Genomic DNA, 18,550 nt, shown 5'->3' with positions numbered 1-18,550 from the left:
AGACGCTATTGCGTCAGGTCAGGGGGCGCGCGGCGGAAAAGGTCGCGAAACACGCCCGGTGTCAAGAGCGACAGCGGATTGACCTGCAGCTCGGGCTGCTGGGGCGAGCCGCTCACACGGTAGCTCACGCCCAAGAGCCCCTCGCCGCGCCGCGCCATGAGCGCGCCCCCCAACCCGTTGAGCATGTAGATCGGCGACACCACCCCCTGCAGGTCCAGCGCGTTCTGGGCGGGCATCACCGCCCCCTCGAAGGTGATCCCGATGGCCGGACCATTGGCCCGCCCCTCGCGCAGGGTGATCCCCTCCGGCGAGAAGCTCAGCCCGGTCGCGATGGTGCTGAAGGCGATCCCGCCATTGGCCATCTGGTCCAGCAGGCCGACGACGCTGATCGCCGAGAGGAACTGCATCGCACCCGGGGTTTCGATCAATCGGCCATCCGCAATCTCAAGCGTGCCATCATAGATCGGCGTGCCGGGACGGGCCTCGAGCCGCAGGTCGAGCGCGCCGCCCTGCAGGGTGCGCAGCACGCCCGCATCGCGCAGCACCGCGCCCGCATCGGCGCTGGTCACCCGCACCAGCTGGGTGTTGCGCGCGCCACGGGTCAGGGTGATCTCCACCGGTGCGCCCCCGTTGGCCCTTGCGGTCAGCCGCCCGCCGATCACATCATCGGTCAGGATCGCGCCCTGCACCGATTGCAGGCTGAGCGTGTCCGATACAATGACCCGATCAAGCCGGAGCGGGATCTCGCTCGGCCGCCCCGCAGCGCCGCTGCCCGGTCGGGTACTCCCCTTGGGCAGCGCGCGCAGGTCGAGCACCCCGCCGGCCAGGGCCACGGCGGGCGGCACATTCGCCCCGCGCCCGGTCAGCACGCCCTGTGCGTCCAGCCAGGACCCGATCCGCACCCGGTCCAGGGTCATCCGGTCCACCCCTGCCCCTTCGGGCCGCAGGCTGATCGCGCCTTCGGCGAGAAAACCGGGGGCCGCGAGGCGAAACGCCTCGACCGCCGGGTCGGGCCCAAGCTCCAGCGCCATGGAGAGCGCGCCCTCGATGCCCTCGGCCTTTTGCCAGCCAAGCGCCGGGATCCGCACCCCAAGCCCGCGCATATCGGTCTCCAGCGTCAGACGCGGAGCGCGCCCGGGCATCAGGGTCAGGCGGTAGTCCGCCTCGGTCCGCCCGCTGAGCGTGCCCGGCGGCAGACGGACGCCCAGAGCCTGCAACCCGGCATCGCTGACCATGGCAGTGCCGGTCACCTCGGTTCCCTCGGCGCCGGGGGTGGCCAGCTGCCGGACCAGGCCGATATCGAGCGGTACGTCCTCAAGCGCACCGGCCCCGTTCAGGGTCACCGCCCCGTCGGAGATGCGGATCGTCACTTCGCCCTCGGCAAGGTCGCGATCCGGCGCAACCTCGTCGAAGACCACATCCGATAGCTGCGCCGTCAGCGCCAGCGTGTTGAGGTCCATCTTCGCCCCCTTGCGCAGAGGCACGCGCAGATCCCCCTCGGCCCGGGCCGTCCCACTGAGCCGATCCGCCGGCAGACGCAGTTTCTCGGACAGCAGAACCGGGTGCCGGTCGAGCACGTCGAAAGCCGCCGGAATGCTGCCCGAGGCCCGCAGATGCAGGTCCGCCGGGCCGCCCCGCACCCGCGTATCGGAGATCTGAAAGGTCGTGCCCGTCAGGTCCACCGGCCCGTTCGCGTCGCTGTCCATCTGTCCGGCGCTGGCGGTGATCGTGAGCGTATGGTCGAAGATCACCCCGTGCCCGCGCCCACCGCGCACGGGCGGAAAGGCAGGCAGCACCCGCACCTCCGCCTGATCGAAGTCAAAGCTCGCGGCGAGCTTGGGCCGCTCCCCCTGGGTCAGGCGCAGATGGGCGGTGATATTCTCGAGCTGCCCGGCCGCGAGGTTCTGGCGCAGCCATGTGCCCGGGCGCACGGCCCGGCCGGTCGCGGGCCAGAATTCCAGGATACGCTCCGCCGGGAGCGCGGCACTGGCGAAGGCGAACTCGGCGGTGAAGGGCGCCTCCGCCGGGATCCGCGCCGCGCCATGGCCGGTGATGCTGGCCGCGCCATCGATATCCGACACGAGGATCTGGCCGAAATCCACCTCGCGCGTCGCGCCTTGCCACCAGCCGGAGGTCAGCACCCGCGCGACCGCGACCGGGCCGGCGAGAAACGGATCCGCATCGGCCCAGATCTCGGTCAGATCCAGCTGAAAAACCGCATTGGCCGGGGACGGCCCCGGGCTTGGGCGCGCCTCGACATAGGCCGCCCCCCTGGCGCGGAGCCGGTCCGACACGAGGATCATGTCATCCACATGCACGCGCCGCTGTGCCGGATCGTATATCCAGGTCGCCGCCCCATGCTCCACCACCGCGCGGCCCAGACGTGTGCCCAGATCCACCCGTCCGGGACCCATCGAAAGCTGACCCGACAGCGTGGAGAGCTGCCCTTCGGCGCTGAGTGCGCCCGCGACCCGGCCCGAGAGGCTCCCGCCATAGCGGGCCAGCGGGGCGAGGGCGGGCACTTGCTCGGCCAGAAGCGGCACGGGCAATGTGGCAACCGCAAGCTCGAAGGCGATCCCGGGTGCGGATGCAGGGCTACGCAGGCCGAACTGCGCCGTCGCCCCGGCCTCGGGCAGCTCGAACGCGGCCGAAAGCTCGAGCCCCCCGCGCCCGACATCGAGCCGCGCCACCCCGTCGCTCAGCGTCACCGGCGCGCCGGCCCCCGCCGCCGTGACATCCAGCGTTAGGCCCGACAGCTCGACATCCCGCAGCGAGCTCAGGACCGGCGCCTGAAACGCATCCGTCACCTGCGCCACCAGATCCGGCAGTGCGAGCGCAGGCGTCTGGGCCCCCTGCGACGGCAGGGCAAGGCTCAGAAGGCCAGTCTCGTCCCGGCTCAGCCGCAGGCGCGCCCCCTCGAGCCGGATACGCTCGGGCTGGATCTCGGCCCGCATCAGCGCGCGTCGGGCGAAGGACACCTCAAGCTCGGGCAAGGTCACAGTCTCGCCGCTGCGCGTGGCGCGCAGGGTCACATCGCGAAGCCGGAGACGCGGGCGCCCGGCAGCACTGAGCGACAGCTCCATCGCGCCGAGATCCGCGGCGGCCACCCCGTCAAGCAGGGTGTCGAGCCGGGCTTCGATCCGGTCCACGACGACGGCGGGCACCGCAACGCTGCCGCGCAGGGCCAGTGCCGCCAATCCCCCGAACGCCACCAGAAGCACCGCCGCCGCCAGCAGAACCACGAGCCCCGACCGCGCACGCCTGCGGCGCGGCCCGGACCGCTCTGCCGAGCGCGCGGGCGCGGCTCTGTCGCTGGGATCGATGCTCACCTGCGTGGTTTCCTCAACGGTGTTCTTGGATCGGGGCCTTTCTTTCCGGTCTTTGGCGGCTACCCTTGGGCGGAGTGTACAGCGAGGATACCATGATCGAAACAGGCCAAACCGCCCCTGACTTCACCCTGCCCCGAGACGGCGGCGACACGCTGACCCTGTCGGCCCAGAAACCGCAGAAGGTCGTGCTCTATTTCTACCCCAAGGATGACACGCCCGGCTGCACGAAAGAGGCGATCGGCTTTTCCGAGCATCTGGACGCCTTCACCGCCGCCGGGGCCACGGTGATCGGTGTGTCCAAAGATAGCGTGAAGAAGCATGACAAGTTCCGCGACAAGCACGGGCTGAGCGTGGCGCTGGTCAGCGACGAGGAAGGCTCGGTCTGCGAGGATTGGGGCACCTGGGTCGAAAAGAAGATGTACGGCAAGACCTATATGGGCATCGAGCGGGCCACGTTTCTGGTCGATGGCGAGGGCGTCGTGCGCAATATCTGGCGCAAGGTGAAGGTCCCCGGCCATGTCGAAGAGGTGCTTGAGGCCGTCAAGGCCCTGTGATCCAAGGGGCGGGTCCCCCCGTAACGGAGCGCTGCCCGATGACCCGCCCTGACCCTTTGCCGCAAACCCTGGCCGCCTGCGCCGATGCTGTTCTGCGCACGGCCGACGGGCGCGCGAAAACGGCCCTGAGCCGGGCCTGTGCCGAGGCCTGGTTCACCGCACGCAGCAGTGGCACCCCCATGCCGGTCGGTGTGGCGCAACCTCCACTTCGGCCCGCAAGACCAGAGAAACCCGAGCTTTTATCCCCTCGGGATGTACCGCGCCGCAAGCCCGGCACCCTGGAGGGTCGGCAGGCGATCCTCCACGCGGTGGCGCATATCGAGCTGAATGCGGTGGACCTGCACTGGGATATCATCGCGCGGTTCACGGACACGCCCATGCCGATCGGGTTCTACGATGACTGGGTCAAGGCCGCGGACGAAGAATCCAAACATTTCGACCTCGTGTCCGACTGCCTTGAAGCCACCGGCAGCCATTATGGTGCGCTTGCGGCCCATGCGGGCATGTGGCGGGCGGCCGAGGATACCATCGACGATTTCATGGGGCGCCTCGCGGTGGTGCCCATGGTGCTCGAGGCGCGCGGGCTCGACGTCACGCCGGGGATGATCGAGATCTTTCGCCGCGCCAAGGATGACCGGGCGGTCGAGGCGCTCGAGGTGATCTATGGCGAAGAGGTCGGGCATGTGGCTTACGGCGCGAAGTGGTTCCACTTCCTCTGCGGCCGCCATGACCTTGACCCCAAGGACGCCTTCCACCGACTGGTGCGCACCTATTTCCACGGCCCGCTCAAACCGCCGTTCAATGAGGAAAAGCGCGCCGAGGCCGGTTTGCCGCCGGATTTCTACTGGCCCCTGACCGAGCCAGCCGATCAGGTTTCACCGAAAGCTGAAAAATAGAGCAGGAAAATCGGCGGAAATTTGCCCATATCCAGCAAAACAAGGCGCTTGCGCGCCGAACTGCCCGTGTAACTTGCATCTGCGACACCAGATGGCCTACCAACACGTAAGCGCTGTTGCCCTATAGGGTGCGAACAAGGCGCACAAAGGTTGGGGAACTGGGGCATTGGCAGTACACACGCGTTTCTCGAAGCGTCTGGAGGGGATCTTCCCCGAAAAACGTCTCTTTCTGAAATCCGACGATGCGACGCGCTTCGTGCGCTTGTCGAGCGGCACGCAAGCGGCCATGGCCGTGGGCGGGGCGGCTCTGCTGACATGGACGGCCTTCGCCTCGGCGATGGTGCTGATCACCAGCCTGGGCGCGGGTGAGGCCCGGGATCAGGCCGCGCGCGACCAGCAGATGTATGCCGAGCGGCTCAACGCCCTGTCCGTGGAGCGGGACGCCCGCGCCGAGGAGGCTCGCGCCGCGCAGGAGCGGTTCACGCTGGCGCTGGAGCAGGTCAGCCGCATGCAGTCGCAGCTACTGGCCTCGGAAGAACAGCGTAGCGAGCTTGAGACCGGCGTTGCCGTGGTTCAGTCGACCCTGCGCACGGCCATGGCCGAACGGGATGCCGCCCGCGCCGCACAGGAAGAGGCCGCCCGCGAGCTGGCCGCCCTGACCGGCACAGGCACGACCGAGGCCGCGCAGATGCGCGATCTCGAAATGACCCTCGCCTTCCTCACAGATGCCCTGACCGGCACCGCCGCCGAGCGGGACGGTCTGGAGGGCGCCCACAGCGCCGCGACCGCCGAGATCGAAGAACTGCTGCTGACCCAGCAATTGACGGCCGAGCGCAACAACCGCGTCTTCGAGATCCTCGAGGATGCCGTGACCGTTTCGGTCGCCCCGCTGGAGCGGATGTTCGAAGAGGCCGGTGTCCCCGCCGACCGCATCCTCGAAGAGATCCGTCGCTCCACCTCGGGTCAGGGCGGCCCGCTCGTGCCCATGAGCTTCTCGACCCGCAGCCTGCCTCAGGATGAGCTGAGCTACCGCACCGAGCAGATCCTCGCCGGGCTCGACCGGTTGAACCTGCACCGCATGGCCGTGGACCAGCTGCCCTTTGCCATGCCGGTCAAATCCTCGTTCCGCTTCACCAGCCCGTTCGGCTATCGCCGGGACCCCAAGGGCGGTGGCACGCGGATGCACAAGGGCACAGATTTCGCCGCCTCTCTGGGCACGCCGATCTATTCGACCGCCGAGGGCGTCGTGGTCAAGGCGGGCTGGAATCGCGGCTTCGGGCGGATGGTCAAGATCCGCCACGCCTTCGGGTATGAAACAGTCTACGCGCACATGTCGAAACTGCGTGTAAAAGAAGGTCAACGGGTCTCGCGTGGTGAGCGGATCGGTGATATGGGAAGCACGGGCCGGTCCACCGGTGTGCACCTCCACTACGAGGTGCATCAGTCTGGCAAACCCGTTAATCCGATGAGCTTTATCAAGGCAGGCAAGAATGTTCTCTAAATCCCGAATCAACGAGCCCGGACCAAAGGCTGGCGACGCCGAAGGCGCAGACGGCGCCCCCGCTCCGGCCGTGCCGCGCGCCTCCATGTCCGACAGCAAGCCCGTTGCTTCGGCAAAGCCGAAACCGGCCCCGTCGATCCTGTCTTCGGACCTCAAGGTCGTGGGCAACCTGCGCACCTCCGGTGACATCCAGATCGAAGGTCAGGTCGAGGGGGATATCCATGCCCATCTGCTGACCGTGGGCGAAGGCGCCACCGTGAATGGCGAGGTTGTGGCGGACGACGTGATCGTGAATGGCCGCGTCATCGGCCGCGTGCGGGGCCTGAAGGTCCGCCTGACCTCCACTGCGCGGGTTGAGGGTGACATCATCCACAAGACCATCGCCATCGAGAGCGGTGCGCATTTCGAAGGCTCCGTGCAGCGGCAGGACGATCCGCTCGGCGGCGGCGGCGGCAAGCAGAAAGCGCCCAAGCAGCCCCCGGCACAGAACGGCTGAGCGCCAAGCCGGGGCCGCAGGGCCCTCAGTTCAGAATTCGGAGCCGCCGAGAGCATCGCTTTCGGCGGTTTCCTTTTGCCCCCTGCCCGCACGGGCCGAGGGGCGGTGTCATCCACGCTCTCTAAAAGTAGTGGTCCCGGAGACTGCCATCGAACCGGCCGCCCTTGAGGCAGCAACGCTTGAAGCGCTTGCCCGAGCCGCAGGGACAGGGATCATTGCGCCCGAGCTTCTCCAGCAGTTCCACATCGCCCGCGCACCATTTGCACGCCGGTTTTGACGCGCGTTTCGGACGGGAAGGATTTACGCCGCTTGGACATCACCTCGAAAGGAGGCGCGATCTTCGGGGGTCATGCGTTTTGCCATGGGATCCTCCATCATCTGTGGTTTGCGAGAGAGCGCGTATACGCTGTTTCCCCCAGACTGCAAGGCAACGCCGGGGGCGTCAGCTTTCCGCCACCACATGCAGGCCGGTATCGACGAGCTCGCCGATATAGGTGCGCGCCTCGACCGGATCGACGGTGACGATGGTGGGTCGACAGGCGAGCGTCACCAACCCATGCACGGACGCCCAAAGCTGCAGGAAGACCTGCCGGTGGCGGTCCGAACTCACATCCCCCTCGCCCGCGCGGATCAGCATCTCGAGCAGCCGGGCCTGAAAATCCTGCATCTTCTGATCGGGCACGGCATGGGCGCGGTACTCGAACAACAGCCACCAGCGCTGCGGCTCGGTCAGGGCGAAGTCGAAATAGGCCTCCCCCAGTGCCACGAGCCGGGCCCGCTTGTCCTGCGGTGCCGAGGCGACGGCGGTTTCGAGGGCCCGCGACAGGATCCCCGCGGATTTCGCGATCACGGTGCGTAGCAGCGTTTCCAGATCCCCGACCGCATTATAGAGCGAGCCGACAGAGACCCCGATCTCGGCGGCCAGCCCCCGCGCGCTGAGCGCATCGCGCCCCTGTTCGAGGACGATGCGCTCGGCAATTTCGGTCGCCTTCTCGCGGATCTGGGCGAGGTTCTGGTCCCGTTTCGACATGGTGCGCTGCTCAGCCATGTCCGCGTAGTTGGGACAATCCCCCGCCCATGTCAAATCCTAGAACCGGGCCACATGATCGGGCGTCATGCGGTAGACGGTCATGGCGAGGTCATGCCCCTCCATGAACCGGGCCAGCGCGCCAAAGGTGGTCGTCGCCACGTGGCGGCCATGGTCCTGCGTGGTCAGCGCCCCTGAAGCCATCGGGGCCAGGGTCCGCTTGAGCCCCCCAAGTACGATCGGCTGCGGCTCAAAATAGGCCGCGATATTTGCCTTGATCTGCCCCACATCGCTGGTGCCATAGAGGCTCGCCATCAGCACATCGAGCGTATGCTCGGTGCAGTTCTGGAACCGGATCGTGCGCGGGTTGGCCAGCACGGCGTAGTGCGGGTTGTGCAACTGGGCGTAGCGCGGGCTGTTGATCGTGCCCAGCAGTTTGCGCTGCAACTGCGGCTCGGGGATGATCACACCGGCATCCAGCCGATGCGCCCCGGCAAAGAAATCCGCCGGGCTGTCCTGGATCAGCTGGCTGCGGGTCGGGTCATCGCTCTGCTGGTAGAGGTTGTAGACCCGGTAGCCGAGGCCCGTCGTGCCATCCGACTGGGTGATCCGGGAATAGACCCAGAACCCCACATGGGTGTAGCGCACCCCGGCTGGCAACGCGGACGGATCCCGCCCCATCCGCGCTACGATGGCCACATTGGCCCCGCGCGCCGCCAGATCCTGTTGCAGCTTGTTGGAAAACGCCGCGACTTCGGCCGCAGGGAGACGGGGGGTGCCCGCCTCACTGCTGCCCGCCGGGGCGAGGGTCGGAAAGGCAACCGCGAGGGCCAGCCAGAACATCATGAAGAAACGTCGCATCAGAACTCTCCCCTCTCTTGCGCTCAGTCCAGGCTCGGCGGGCCATTCGGCGCCGGGATCATCACGGGCTCGGCATAGGTGTCGAGCGTGCTGAGCTCGCTGCCCAGTTCGAGCGTGCTGTCCCCCACTTCCGCAAGGGCGGAGCCGGTGACCGCGATGGCGCTGCCCACGGCGATGATCGGAACGGCAGTGACGCTGGCCGCGCCGCTGGCCACCGCGGCGGAGCCGTGGCTGGCCGCCTGCCCGCTATGGGTCGAGGCCTCGGCAGAATGGCGTTCGCTGGCACCGGCATAGGCCGGCGCAACCGCGAGGGTGGTCAGGGTGGCAAGGATCATGGCTTTGGTCAGCATGGTGTTACTCCTCTTTCGTGAACAATGTTCACAACAGATGGAAGCGCCCCATGCCGGCTTCAAGGCTTTCCATGAACGCCGTTCACGTTTTTTCTGCGCAAATAGGCAAACAGCGACCTAAGCCGCTGTTCTTGCAAGAAAGATGGTCTTGGATGACCTTACGGCAGCGCAACCCGGGACGGTCTGCGCCGCTCAGGCCTCGGTGATCAAGCGTTGATAGAGATGCCACGTCGCATGGCCCAGCAGGGGCAGAACGACGAGCAACCCGACGAAGGCCGGGATCATCCCGATCACCAGAAGGGCCGCCACGAGCACGCCCCAGACCAGCATCACCTGCAGGTTCTCGGTCACCGCCGAGAAGGAGGTGATCATCGCGGTCACGAAATCCACCTCCTTGTCCAGAAGCAGCGGCAGGCTCACCACCGTGATCGCGTAGAGGATGAAGGCCAGCACGCCCCCCACCGCAGAGCCCACCAGCAGCATCAAGAGGCCATTGGGCGTCAGGAACACCGCGAAGGAGGAGGTGATGTTGGTCATCACCGCCAGGCCGAGAAACAGCGCAAAGATCATATGGGCGAGGAAGTTCCAGAACAAAAAGAAGATCAGGATCACCGCCGCGATCGAGGGCATCTGCCGGTTCTTTTCGGCCACCACCACGCCCAGCACCGCGCCCCAGTCCAGCGGCTCGCCGGTCTGCAAGCGTCGGCTCACCTCGTAGAGCCCCACCGCCGCAAAGGGTCCGATCAGTGGAAAGCCCACGATGATCGGCAGGGTCGCCCAGCTCTTGCCAGTGGCGAGCAGGATATACACCATCGCCAGACCGCCCAGCACGTAGACCGCGCTGAAGAACAAACCGAAAGCCGGCGCTTTCCTGAAATCCGCCCAGCCGAGCGACAGGCTCGCGCGCAGGTCTTCGCGCGTGATCGAACGCACTTGGGGACGAAAGGCCGCCGGGGCCTCGGCGCTTGTGTCTGACATCTCGGGTCCTCCTTGCCGAAAACCTAGCAAGGGGCACCCCATGCGAAAAGGTGGGTTCGGCGGACCGCTCAGTTATGCCGCGCATGGGCGGCGTGAGGGTGTCAGCCCTCCTGCGCCTCGGCGCGGCTCTTGCCGGACACCTGCAGCGCCAAGGTCGCCGCCATGAGCCCGTCGAGATCCCCGTCGAGCACGCCTTGGGTGTCCGAAGTCTCGAACCCGGTGCGCAGGTCCTTCACCATCTGGTAGGGCTGCAACACATAGGACCGGATCTGGTTGCCCCAGCCCGCGTCACCCTTGCTCTCATGGGCTTCGTTGATCGCGGCGTTCCGGCGGTCCAGCTCAAGCTGGTAGAGCCGGGATTTCAGGGCCTTCATGGCGATATCGCGGTTCTGGTGCTGCGACTTCTCGGAGCTGGTCACCACGATGCCCGTGGGGTTGTGGGTGATCCGCACCGCGGAATCGGTCGTATTCACGTGCTGCCCCCCGGCCCCGGAGGAACGATAGGTGTCAATCCGGATATCCGCCGGGTTCACCTCGATCTCGATATTGTCGTCCACCACCGGATAGACCCAGACCGAGCTGAAGGAGGTATGCCGCCGCGCCGCACTATCATAGGGGCTGATCCGGACGAGCCGATGGACCCCGGATTCAGATTTCAGCCAGCCGTAGGCGTTATGGCCGCTGATCTTGTAGGCCGCGGACTTGATGCCCGCCTCTTCTCCCGCACTCTCGGATTGCAGCTCGACCGAATAGCCCTTGGCCTCGGCCCAGCGCACATACATCCGCGCCAGCATCGAGGCCCAGTCACAGCTTTCGGTGCCGCCCGCGCCGGAATTGATCTCGAGGAAGGTGTCATTGCTGTCGGCCTCGCCGTCGAGCAGGGCTTCGATCTCTTTCTTGGCGGCGGTCTCGGTCAGCGCCTTGAGCGCCCCCTCGGCCTCGGCCACAACCTCGGCATCGTCCTCCATCTCGCCCAGCTCGATGAGTTCGATATTGTCGTCGAGCTCCTGCCGGATCCCCTCATAGGTGCCGATGGCATCGACCAGCATCTGGCGGTCGCGCATGAGCTTCTGCGCGCGGGCCTGATCATTCCACAGGTCCGGATCCTCGATCATCGCGTTGAATTCCTCGAGCCGATGGGGCGCAGTCTCGTAATCGAGCCGCTGCGCCAGAAGCTCCAGCGATTTGCGGATGGCCTCGACGGTGTTCTGTATCTCTGCGCGCATCGGTTCGGTCTTTCCCTTGGCGAGGGATGCCCCCTCGGATCCCGGGTGTAGAATAAGGGCCGCGGGCGGGCAAGGGCTGCACCGCCCTGCCCGGTTGTGCCCGGCTTGCGGGGGGTGTCAGTAAAGCCCGCCTGCGGTCACAGTGCTTACATTGGCGGTATTGGGCACGACCGCCGTGCGCCCGGTGGAGGTGACCACCTCGCGCGCGTTGTCGTCCTCGCCCGGGGCATACATCGGCAGGTTGGTGCCCATGGCAAAGCCGCCATCGAGGATCGCGCCCACGCCGTAAAACGGCTCTTCGCCCTCGCGGAAATACTCGGCCACCACATTGGCACCGCTCGCACTGTCTTCGAGCCGCCCGCCGGAGAACCGGTCGATTTTCACGAACCGGCCGCCCTCGGGCACCGTGAAACGCCCGCCGCCATAGGAGGCGATGGCCGTCTCCATGAACTGGTTGAAGACCGGGCCGCACATGCCGCCCCCGGAGGCGCCGCGCCCCAGCGTGCGGGGACGGTCATAGCCGATATAGCACCCCGCCACGATGTTCGACGAAAAGCCCACGAACCAGACATCCTTGGCGTCATTGGTGGTGCCCGTCTTGCCCGCGATCGGCACCGGCAGGTTGACCGTGCGCGCCGCCGTGCCCCGGTCCACCACGCCGCGCATCATCGAGGTCAGCTGATAGGCCGTGATCGGGTCGATCACCCGGGTCCGGTTCGCCATGATCCGCGGGGCGGCGCCCTCGGCAAGGCTGTCAGCATCGCAATCGAGGCAGGACCGCTGGTCGTGGCGATAGACGGTCTTGCCCCACCGATCCTGCACCCGGTCCACGAGGGTCGGCTCCACCCGCTCGCCGCCATTGGCAAACATCGCGTAGGCCGCAACCATGTTGAACAGGGTCGTCTCCTGGCTGCCGAGCGCGTTGGCGAGATAGGGCTCCAGCGTGTCATAGACCCCGAAGCTCTCGGCATACTGGGCCACCGTATCCATGCCCACCTCCTGGGCCAGACGGACGGTCATGAGGTTCCGCGACCGTTCGATCCCCGTCCGCAGAGGGGTAGGCCCATAGAACTTGTTGGAGGCATTCTTCGGGCGCCAGATCGAGCCGCCCGTGTCGATCTCGATCGGCGCGTCGATCACGATGGTGGCCGGCGAATATCCGGTGTCGAGTGCCGCGGCATAGACCAGCGGCTTGAAGCTGGAGCCCGGCTGACGCGTGGCCTGCGTGGCGCGGTTGAACACCGAGGACTGGTAAGAGAACCCGCCCTGCATGGCCAGCACCCGGCCCGTGTTCACATCCATGGCCATGAAGCCGCCCTGTACCTCGGGGATCTGGCGCAGGGACCACGTGTTTGCCGCATCGCCCGCCCGCACATGGATCACATCGCCGATTTCCAGCAGATCGCTGGCGCGGCTGGCGGTGCCGCCGACGCTGCCATCCGCGCGGCGCGGACGGGCCCAGCGCACATCCGTGTTGGGCAGGATCTGGTCGCGCTCGCCCGAGACATCCTCGACGCCCAGCAACGCCCCGCTGTCGCGGAAGCCGCGCACCACGGCCGGGCGCCAGCCCTCGATATCGCGCGGCACGCGCAGATCGCCCAGGGCCGCCGCCCAGTCGCCCTCGGCGGCCACCGCCGGATCGATCTGATCGGTCGCGCCGCGATAGACGCCCCGGCTGCGGTCGTATTTCTCAAGCCCTGTCTGCAGCGCGCTGGCCGCTTCCGATTGCAGGGTGGGATCCACGGTTGCGCGGATCGACAACCCGCCGGTGAAGAACTCTTCCTCGCCGAACCGACCCGAGAGCTGTCGGCGGATCTCATCCGTGAAATAGTCCCGCTTCGGCAGGGCCCGGCGGAATGACGCGATATCGCCGGTCTGCACGGTTTCGAGCGGGGCATTGCGCGCGGTCTCGTAGGCCGCGTCGTCGAGATAGCCGTTCTCGTTCATCTCGCGCAGCACGAAATTGCGCCGCTGCACCGCGCGGTCATAGGCCCGGACCGGATGGTAGGTCGAAGGCGCCTTGGGCAGCGCCGCAAGATACGCCGCCTCATGGGCCTCCAGCTCGGCCAAAGGCTTGTTGAAATAGGTCTGGGCCGCAGCCGCCACGCCAAAGCTGTTCTGCCCGAGGAAGATCTCGTTCATGTAAAGCTCGAGGATGTCTTCCTTGGTCAGGGTCTCCTCGATGCGGGAGGACAGGATCAGCTCCTTGATCTTGCGCTCCGCCGAGCGTTCGCCGCCCAGAAGGAAGTTCTTCATCACCTGCTGGGTGATGGTCGAGGCCCCGCGCAGGGGTCCGCCCGTGGCCGCGTCCACCGCCGCCGCGGCCATGCCGCGCGGGTCATAGCCGCGATGGGAATAGAAATTCTTGTCCTCTGCCGAGATGAATGCCTGTTTCACCAGATCGGGGATCTCGTCGGCGGGCGCGAAGATCCGGCGCTCGCGCGCGAACTCGTCCATCAGTGCCCCTTCGCCGGAATAGATTCGGCTGATCGTCGGCGGGGCATATTGGGCCAGCGCCTCGGTATCCGGCAGATCCCGCCCATACATCCACAAAACCGCCCCAATGCTGAGCGCCACGGCAAACAGCCCAAGGGTGAAGGTCGAGAACAGGGCCCCAAAGAAGCCAGCAACAAAACGGATCACACGCGATCTCCTGCGGAGGGTTACGCGCCCGGTATACGCGCCAAGCCGGCCCCGGTCAAAAGCCCTCGGCGCGCGTTCGTGGCGCAGCACACAAAACGTCGTGACGTCAGGGGGCGATTTAAACCCCGAACCCTGCCAATCTGCGCGGATCAGCGAGACTTTGCCCGAAGAGAGCCATGCCGTCCGAGCCGCCCCGTCCCCTGCCCGGCGACATCCTGCCGACCTATCGCCGGAAGGCCGCGCGCTATGCGGTCATTCGCAACACGTCGCTGTTCGAACGCCCGATGCTCGACGCGCTCGACCGCGCGGCCCCCGGGCGGGACTTGCTGGATCTGGGATGCGGCACCGGACGTCCCCTGGCGCAGGACCTGCGGCGGCGCGGGTTCCGGATCACCGGCGTGGATGGCGCCGCCGAGATGCTCGCCCATTACCGGCGCAACGTGCCCGGCGCGGGCCGGGTCCACCGGGACATGCGCGGGCTGGCCCTCGGGCGGTGCTTTGACGCGGTGCTGGCCTGGGACAGTTTCTTTCACCTCGACCCCGTGGCGCAGAGCCGGATGTTCCCGGTCTTTGCCGCCCATACGCGCCCCGGTGGCGTGCTGGTCTTTTCCAGCGGGCCTGCGCGGGACGAAGCCTATGGCGCCGTGGATGGCGCGCCGGTCTATCATGCAAGCCATGACCCGCTCTGCTACCGGACCATGCTGACACGGGCCGGGTTCCGGGTGCTGCGCTTTCGGCCCAATGATCCGGCGCTGACCCGCCATAGCTGGTGGCTCTGCCGCCGGGCCTGAGCCTATTGCCGGACGAGATTGGCCTCTGCCGCGTCGGACACGGCCCAGGCATCGATGCCAAGGCGGATCCCCTCGGCGGCCTGCGTCCGCCAGTCCGAGGACAGAAGGCGCGCAAGATCATTGTCATTGCTGAGAAAGCCCAGCTCGACCAGAACCGAAGGGATATCCGGCGCACGCAGCACCGAGAAATCCGCCGATTGCCGGGGGCGTTTATGCAGATCGCCGACGGTCTCGGTCAGGGTCGCGACCAGGTTATCCGCAAGGCTGTTGGCCCGCGGCATCACTTCGAGCCGGGCGATATCCATGAGCGCACCTGCCAGCGTGTCATCCTGCGCGGTCAGGTCCATCCCCGCCAGCAGCGACGCCCGGTCCATCCGTTCGGCGAGCTTGGCCGAGGCTTCGGTCGAGGCGACCTCGGAGAGCGTGTAGACCGTCGCACCCGAGGCGCGCCCGGAGATCAGCGCATCCGCATGGAGCGAGATGAAGAGATCCGCCGACGCCTCGCGGGCGATACGCACCCGGTCGGGCAGCGGGATGAACTCATCCTCGGTCCGGGTGAGCAGCACCGTGTGCCCGCTCTCGCGGATGATCGCCTCCTGCAGCTCGCGGGCAAAGATCAGCATCAGCTCCGCTTCCGAGACCCCGTCCCGCTCGGCCCCGGGGTCAAAGCCGCCATGGCCGGGATCGAGCACGATCACCAGCGGGCGGTCGCCGCGCTGTCGCTGCGGGGTCTGCGCCTCATCCGGCAAATCCCTCGGCTCGGGCCGCACGACACCCAGATCGCCCTTGACCGCTGTCGCGGCGAAGGCCTCGGGAGAGACCGCGCCGAGGGTGATGTCCAGCAGGGCGGTCCCGATCGCGTCATCGACGGTCATCGCCGCGGTCTCGAGCCCCATAGGCGCGCTCAGCAGAAACTCCAGCCGCGACCAGCCCGGCTGGGCCGGCCCCGCGATCACCCCGCGCAACGCGTCCGATGTCAGGTAGCTGCCCGGCTCGGCCCCGCTGAAATCCACCTCGCGAAACTCCACCACGATGCGATCCGGCTCGGCCCGCGCCTCGATCCGATAGGGCACAGCCTGGGAGAGGCCCAGCGTGATCTGAAGTTGCTCGGATCCGCCTGAGATCGCCGAGGTCGCGGGATCCACCCGCGCCAAAGCCCGAAGCTCTTGCGCGATCAGAGGAGATGCAAAGAGAAGGCAGATCAGCCCAACGAGAAGACACTCTGTCCACGTCGCAAGGATCGATCTGCCGCCGTGATGGGGGCTCTGCCCACGCATATTGTGCCTGCCAGTCTTTTTCGGCGCAGTATAGGCAAGTCTGCCGGTGTCAGGAACCATTCATCGGGGCCGAGACCGCCCGCGAGGCAAAAAACCGGGCCAAACGGGCCATTCCCTCGGCAATATCCCCGGTCGCCCGGGCATAGGACAGACGAATCGTGCGGTGCCCGCGATGGGGATCGAAATCGAGCCCCGGGGTCAGGGCCACCCCTGCCTCTGCAAGGATTTCCGCGGCCAGCGCACGGCTGTCAGCACTCAGATGTGCCACATCCGCATAGACATAGAAGGCTCCGTCGGGCGGCGCGAAGGCGGTCAGCCCCGCCGCCGTGAGCCCGTCGATCACAAGCTTGCGATTGGCCGCATAGACCGCGCGATTGGCCTCCAGCTCGGCCTCGGCCTCGGGCTGGAGCGCGCCGAGGGCCGCGACCTGCGCCGCATGGGGCGCACAGATGAACATGTTCTGGGCCAGCCGCTCGATCACGCGGACCTGCGGTTCGGGCACCACCATCCAGCCGATCCGCCAGCCGGTCATGGAGAAGTATTTCGAAAAGGAGTTGATGACACAGACATCCTCCGAGATCTCCAGCGCCGAGACCGCCCGCGCCCCGTAATGGAGCCCGTGATAGATCTCGTCCGAGATGAAGGAGCGGCCCCGGGACTGGCAGGCCTCGATCAGCCCGCCGAGTTCTGCGTGATCCAGCATGGTGCCCGTGGGATTGTTCGGCGAGGCCACGATGGCGCCCCGGATATCCGCCTCGGCGAGGGCTGCGGGCGGCAGGCGATGTCCCTGCTCTGCATGGGTCGGCAGGCCCACCGGCGTCAACGACAGCGCCTTGAGGATCTGGCGATAGGACGGATAGCCCGGCTCGGCCACGCCCACCCGGTCGCCCGCATCAAAGAGCGCGGTGAAGGCCAGCAGAAACGCCGCCGAGGACCCCGCCGTGACGATGACCCGGTCCGGCGCAAGATCCACATCGTACCAGCGCCCGTAGAGCTGTGCGATCGCCGCGCGCAATTCCGGCAGGCCCAGCGCCACCGTATAGCCCAGCGCATCCTGTTCGAGCGCGGCAGCCACGGCCTGCCTTGCGGGGGCGGGTGCGGCGGTGCCGGGCTGACCCACTTCCATATGGATGATGTCCCGGCCCGCCGCCTCGGCGCGGCGCGCGGCCTCCATGACATCCATCACGATAAACGGATCCACGTCGGCACGGGTTGAGTTTTGCATCACAGCCTCCCTAGGGTGCAGGCGTATGTCGCAACCCGGTGGAGTAAGGTCAATGACAAGCCTCTGGCACAGCCGTCTCGCAGGTTTCCTTCTCGCCCTGACCCTGGCGATCACCGCCCTGCCCGCCAGCGCGGTGACGATCATTCGCGATGCAGAGATCGAACGCTCCCTGCGCGAACTGGCCCGGCCATTGATGGCGGCGGCGGGGATCAACCCGTCTCAGGTGGATATCTGGGTGATCGATGACAGCAAACTGAACGCCTTTGTTGCCGATAACCGAACAATGGTACTGCATTCAGGGTTATTGATGACGCTAGAGACCCCCGAGCAGGTCCAGGCGGTCATCGCCCATGAAATCGCGCATATTTCAAACGGGCATATTGCGCGGCGCATGGCGAATTTCAAAGCGTCGAACCGGCTGGCGCAGCTTGGCCTCGTTCTGGCCGCAGCGGCCGGCGCGGCAGCGGGGGATCCGGGCGTCGGTGCGGTGGTCGGCTTTGGCGCGGCGGAATTCGCCCGCCGGGGCTTTTTCAGCCATACCCGGGCCGAAGAGGCCGCCGCAGACCAGTCCTCTGCGCGGTTTCTCGCCAATGCCGGGATTTCCCCCGTGGCGATGGTCGAAGTGCTCGAGATCTTTCGCGGACAGGAAGCGCTGACCACCAACCGGCAGGATCCCTATGTGCGCACCCACCCCCTCACGCGGGACCGGCTGCGCGCGGCTCAGGGCTATGCGGCGGCCTACAAGGTCAACGAGCTCTCGCGGCAATCGGAGGCCTATTGGTTCGCCCGGATGCAGGGCAAGCTGACGGCCTTTCTGCGCAATCCGAACTGGACCCTGCGCCGGGTCAAGGCGTCCGATGGGTCCGAGATCGCGACCATGCGCCGAGCGATTGCCTATCACGAGAAACCGGACCCGGCCCGGGCCGCGCGCGAAGTGGCCAAACTGGTGCAGATGCGCCCGAACGACCCGTATTACCAAGAGTTGCAGGGGCAGATCGCCTTCGAGACCCGGCGCTACGCGGATGCCGTGCGCGCCTATGAACGGGCCGTGGCGCTGGCCCCGCGCGAACCGCTGATCCAGGCCCATCTCGGGCGCGCCCTGCTGGCCCAGAAATCCAGCGCGAGTGACCGCAAGGCGCTGCAGATCCTGCAATCGGCCTATAGCAAGGATCCGGGCAACCCTTCGATGCTGCGGGATCTGGCCCAGGCCTATGCCCGCGCGGGGCAGAACGGCATGGCCTCGGTCACCACCGCCGAGCGCTATGCGCTGTCGGGACGGCTGCGGGATGCGGGGCTGCATGCGCGCCGGGCGCTGGGGCTGCTGCCCCAGGGCTCGCCGGGCTTTGCCCGGGCACAGGACATCGCCCGCACCGCTGAACGCGCCGCCAAACGCTGA

At 66.9% G+C, this 18,550-nt stretch carries 16 protein-coding genes; 6 read left to right on the top strand and 10 right to left on the bottom strand.

Translation table 11 applies throughout. The annotated features are described in order from the left end of the window. Positions 1 to 5: 5 nt before the first annotated feature. Positions 6 to 3,329, bottom strand: a complete 3,324-nt coding sequence (locus ACP15I_RS02140) for an AsmA-like C-terminal region-containing protein (protein WP_424973710.1) — start codon at positions 3,327 to 3,329, stop codon at positions 6 to 8. 92 nt (positions 3,330 to 3,421) lie between these two features. On the opposite strand from ACP15I_RS02140, the gene bcp reads away from it, so the two are divergent. From bcp to ACP15I_RS02120, 4 genes are all read left to right on the top strand, one after another. Further along, positions 3,422 to 3,883 (top strand): thioredoxin-dependent thiol peroxidase, encoded by a 462-nt coding sequence (bcp, locus tag ACP15I_RS02135; protein ID WP_424964610.1) that lies wholly within the window; start codon positions 3,422 to 3,424, stop codon positions 3,881 to 3,883. Positions 3,884 to 3,921: 38 nt separating this feature from the next. Beyond that, a complete protein-coding gene (locus ACP15I_RS02130) occupies positions 3,922 to 4,779 on the top strand; it encodes a ferritin-like domain-containing protein (RefSeq protein WP_424973709.1) in 858 nt (285 codons plus the stop codon). A gap of 166 nt (positions 4,780 to 4,945) precedes the next feature. Then, entirely contained in the window at positions 4,946 to 6,280 is a 1,335-nt protein-coding gene (locus ACP15I_RS02125; protein WP_424964612.1) for a DUF5930 domain-containing protein, read from the top strand. Further along, entirely contained in the window at positions 6,270 to 6,776 is a 507-nt protein-coding gene (locus ACP15I_RS02120) for a bactofilin family protein (protein ID WP_424964613.1), read from the top strand. Before ACP15I_RS02125 ends, ACP15I_RS02120 begins: the two co-directional genes overlap by 11 nt. Positions 6,777 to 6,897: 121 nt before the next feature. Here ACP15I_RS02120 and ACP15I_RS02115 read toward each other — a convergent pair whose 3' ends face one another. From ACP15I_RS02115 to ACP15I_RS02085, 7 genes are all read right to left on the bottom strand, one after another. Next, the gene (locus ACP15I_RS02115; RefSeq protein WP_424964614.1) at positions 6,898 to 7,020 is read right to left on the bottom strand and encodes an SEC-C metal-binding domain-containing protein; all 123 of its coding nucleotides are present in this window, start codon (positions 7,018 to 7,020) and stop codon (positions 6,898 to 6,900) included. Positions 7,021 to 7,218: 198 nt separating this feature from the next. Beyond that, positions 7,219 to 7,824: a TetR/AcrR family transcriptional regulator gene (locus tag ACP15I_RS02110; protein WP_424973708.1), complete on the bottom strand. Its 606-nt coding sequence runs from the start codon at positions 7,822 to 7,824 to the stop codon at positions 7,219 to 7,221. 39 nt (positions 7,825 to 7,863) lie between these two features. Further along, the gene (locus tag ACP15I_RS02105; protein ID WP_424973707.1) at positions 7,864 to 8,664 is read right to left on the bottom strand and encodes a DUF2145 domain-containing protein; all 801 of its coding nucleotides are present in this window, start codon (positions 8,662 to 8,664) and stop codon (positions 7,864 to 7,866) included. 23 nt (positions 8,665 to 8,687) lie between these two features. Continuing rightward, positions 8,688 to 9,014 (bottom strand): hypothetical protein, encoded by a 327-nt coding sequence (locus ACP15I_RS02100; RefSeq protein ID WP_424964617.1) that lies wholly within the window; start codon positions 9,012 to 9,014, stop codon positions 8,688 to 8,690. Between the two features lie 192 nt (positions 9,015 to 9,206). After that, positions 9,207 to 9,992, bottom strand: coding sequence for a DUF2189 domain-containing protein (locus tag ACP15I_RS02095; protein WP_424973706.1), 786 nt, complete (start codon positions 9,990 to 9,992; stop codon positions 9,207 to 9,209). A gap of 101 nt (positions 9,993 to 10,093) precedes the next feature. After that, positions 10,094 to 11,218, bottom strand: a complete 1,125-nt coding sequence (gene prfB, locus ACP15I_RS02090) for a peptide chain release factor 2 (protein WP_424973705.1) — start codon at positions 11,216 to 11,218, stop codon at positions 10,094 to 10,096. 117 nt (positions 11,219 to 11,335) lie between these two features. Continuing rightward, positions 11,336 to 13,861, bottom strand: coding sequence for a penicillin-binding protein 1A (locus ACP15I_RS02085; RefSeq protein WP_424973704.1), 2,526 nt, complete (start codon positions 13,859 to 13,861; stop codon positions 11,336 to 11,338). Positions 13,862 to 14,037: 176 nt separating this feature from the next. On the opposite strand from ACP15I_RS02085, the gene ACP15I_RS02080 reads away from it, so the two are divergent. Beyond that, a complete protein-coding gene (locus ACP15I_RS02080; protein ID WP_424973703.1) occupies positions 14,038 to 14,652 on the top strand; it encodes a class I SAM-dependent DNA methyltransferase in 615 nt (204 codons plus the stop codon). A gap of 2 nt (positions 14,653 to 14,654) precedes the next feature. On the opposite strand, the gene ACP15I_RS02075 is transcribed toward ACP15I_RS02080, so the two are convergent. Next, positions 14,655 to 15,797 carry an N-acetylmuramoyl-L-alanine amidase gene (locus ACP15I_RS02075; RefSeq protein ID WP_424974105.1) on the bottom strand — a complete coding sequence of 381 codons (1,143 nt, stop codon included), beginning with the start codon at positions 15,795 to 15,797 and terminating at the stop codon, positions 14,655 to 14,657. A 181-nt stretch (positions 15,798 to 15,978) separates the two neighbouring features. Then, a complete protein-coding gene (locus tag ACP15I_RS02070) occupies positions 15,979 to 17,154 on the bottom strand; it encodes a pyridoxal phosphate-dependent aminotransferase (RefSeq protein WP_424973702.1) in 1,176 nt (391 codons plus the stop codon). Positions 17,155 to 17,206: 52 nt separating this feature from the next. Here ACP15I_RS02070 and ACP15I_RS02065 point away from each other — a divergent pair, with 52 nt between their 5' ends. Continuing rightward, positions 17,207 to 18,550 carry a M48 family metalloprotease gene (locus ACP15I_RS02065; RefSeq protein ID WP_424973701.1) on the top strand — a complete coding sequence of 448 codons (1,344 nt, stop codon included), beginning with the start codon at positions 17,207 to 17,209 and terminating at the stop codon, positions 18,548 to 18,550.

Source organism: Dinoroseobacter sp. S124A (assembly GCF_049801015.1).
Taxonomy (GTDB): Bacteria; Pseudomonadota; Alphaproteobacteria; order Rhodobacterales; family Rhodobacteraceae; genus Dinoroseobacter.
The sequence above is the reverse complement of the archived record's forward strand: the minus strand, read 5'-3'. Positions and strand labels throughout refer to the sequence as shown.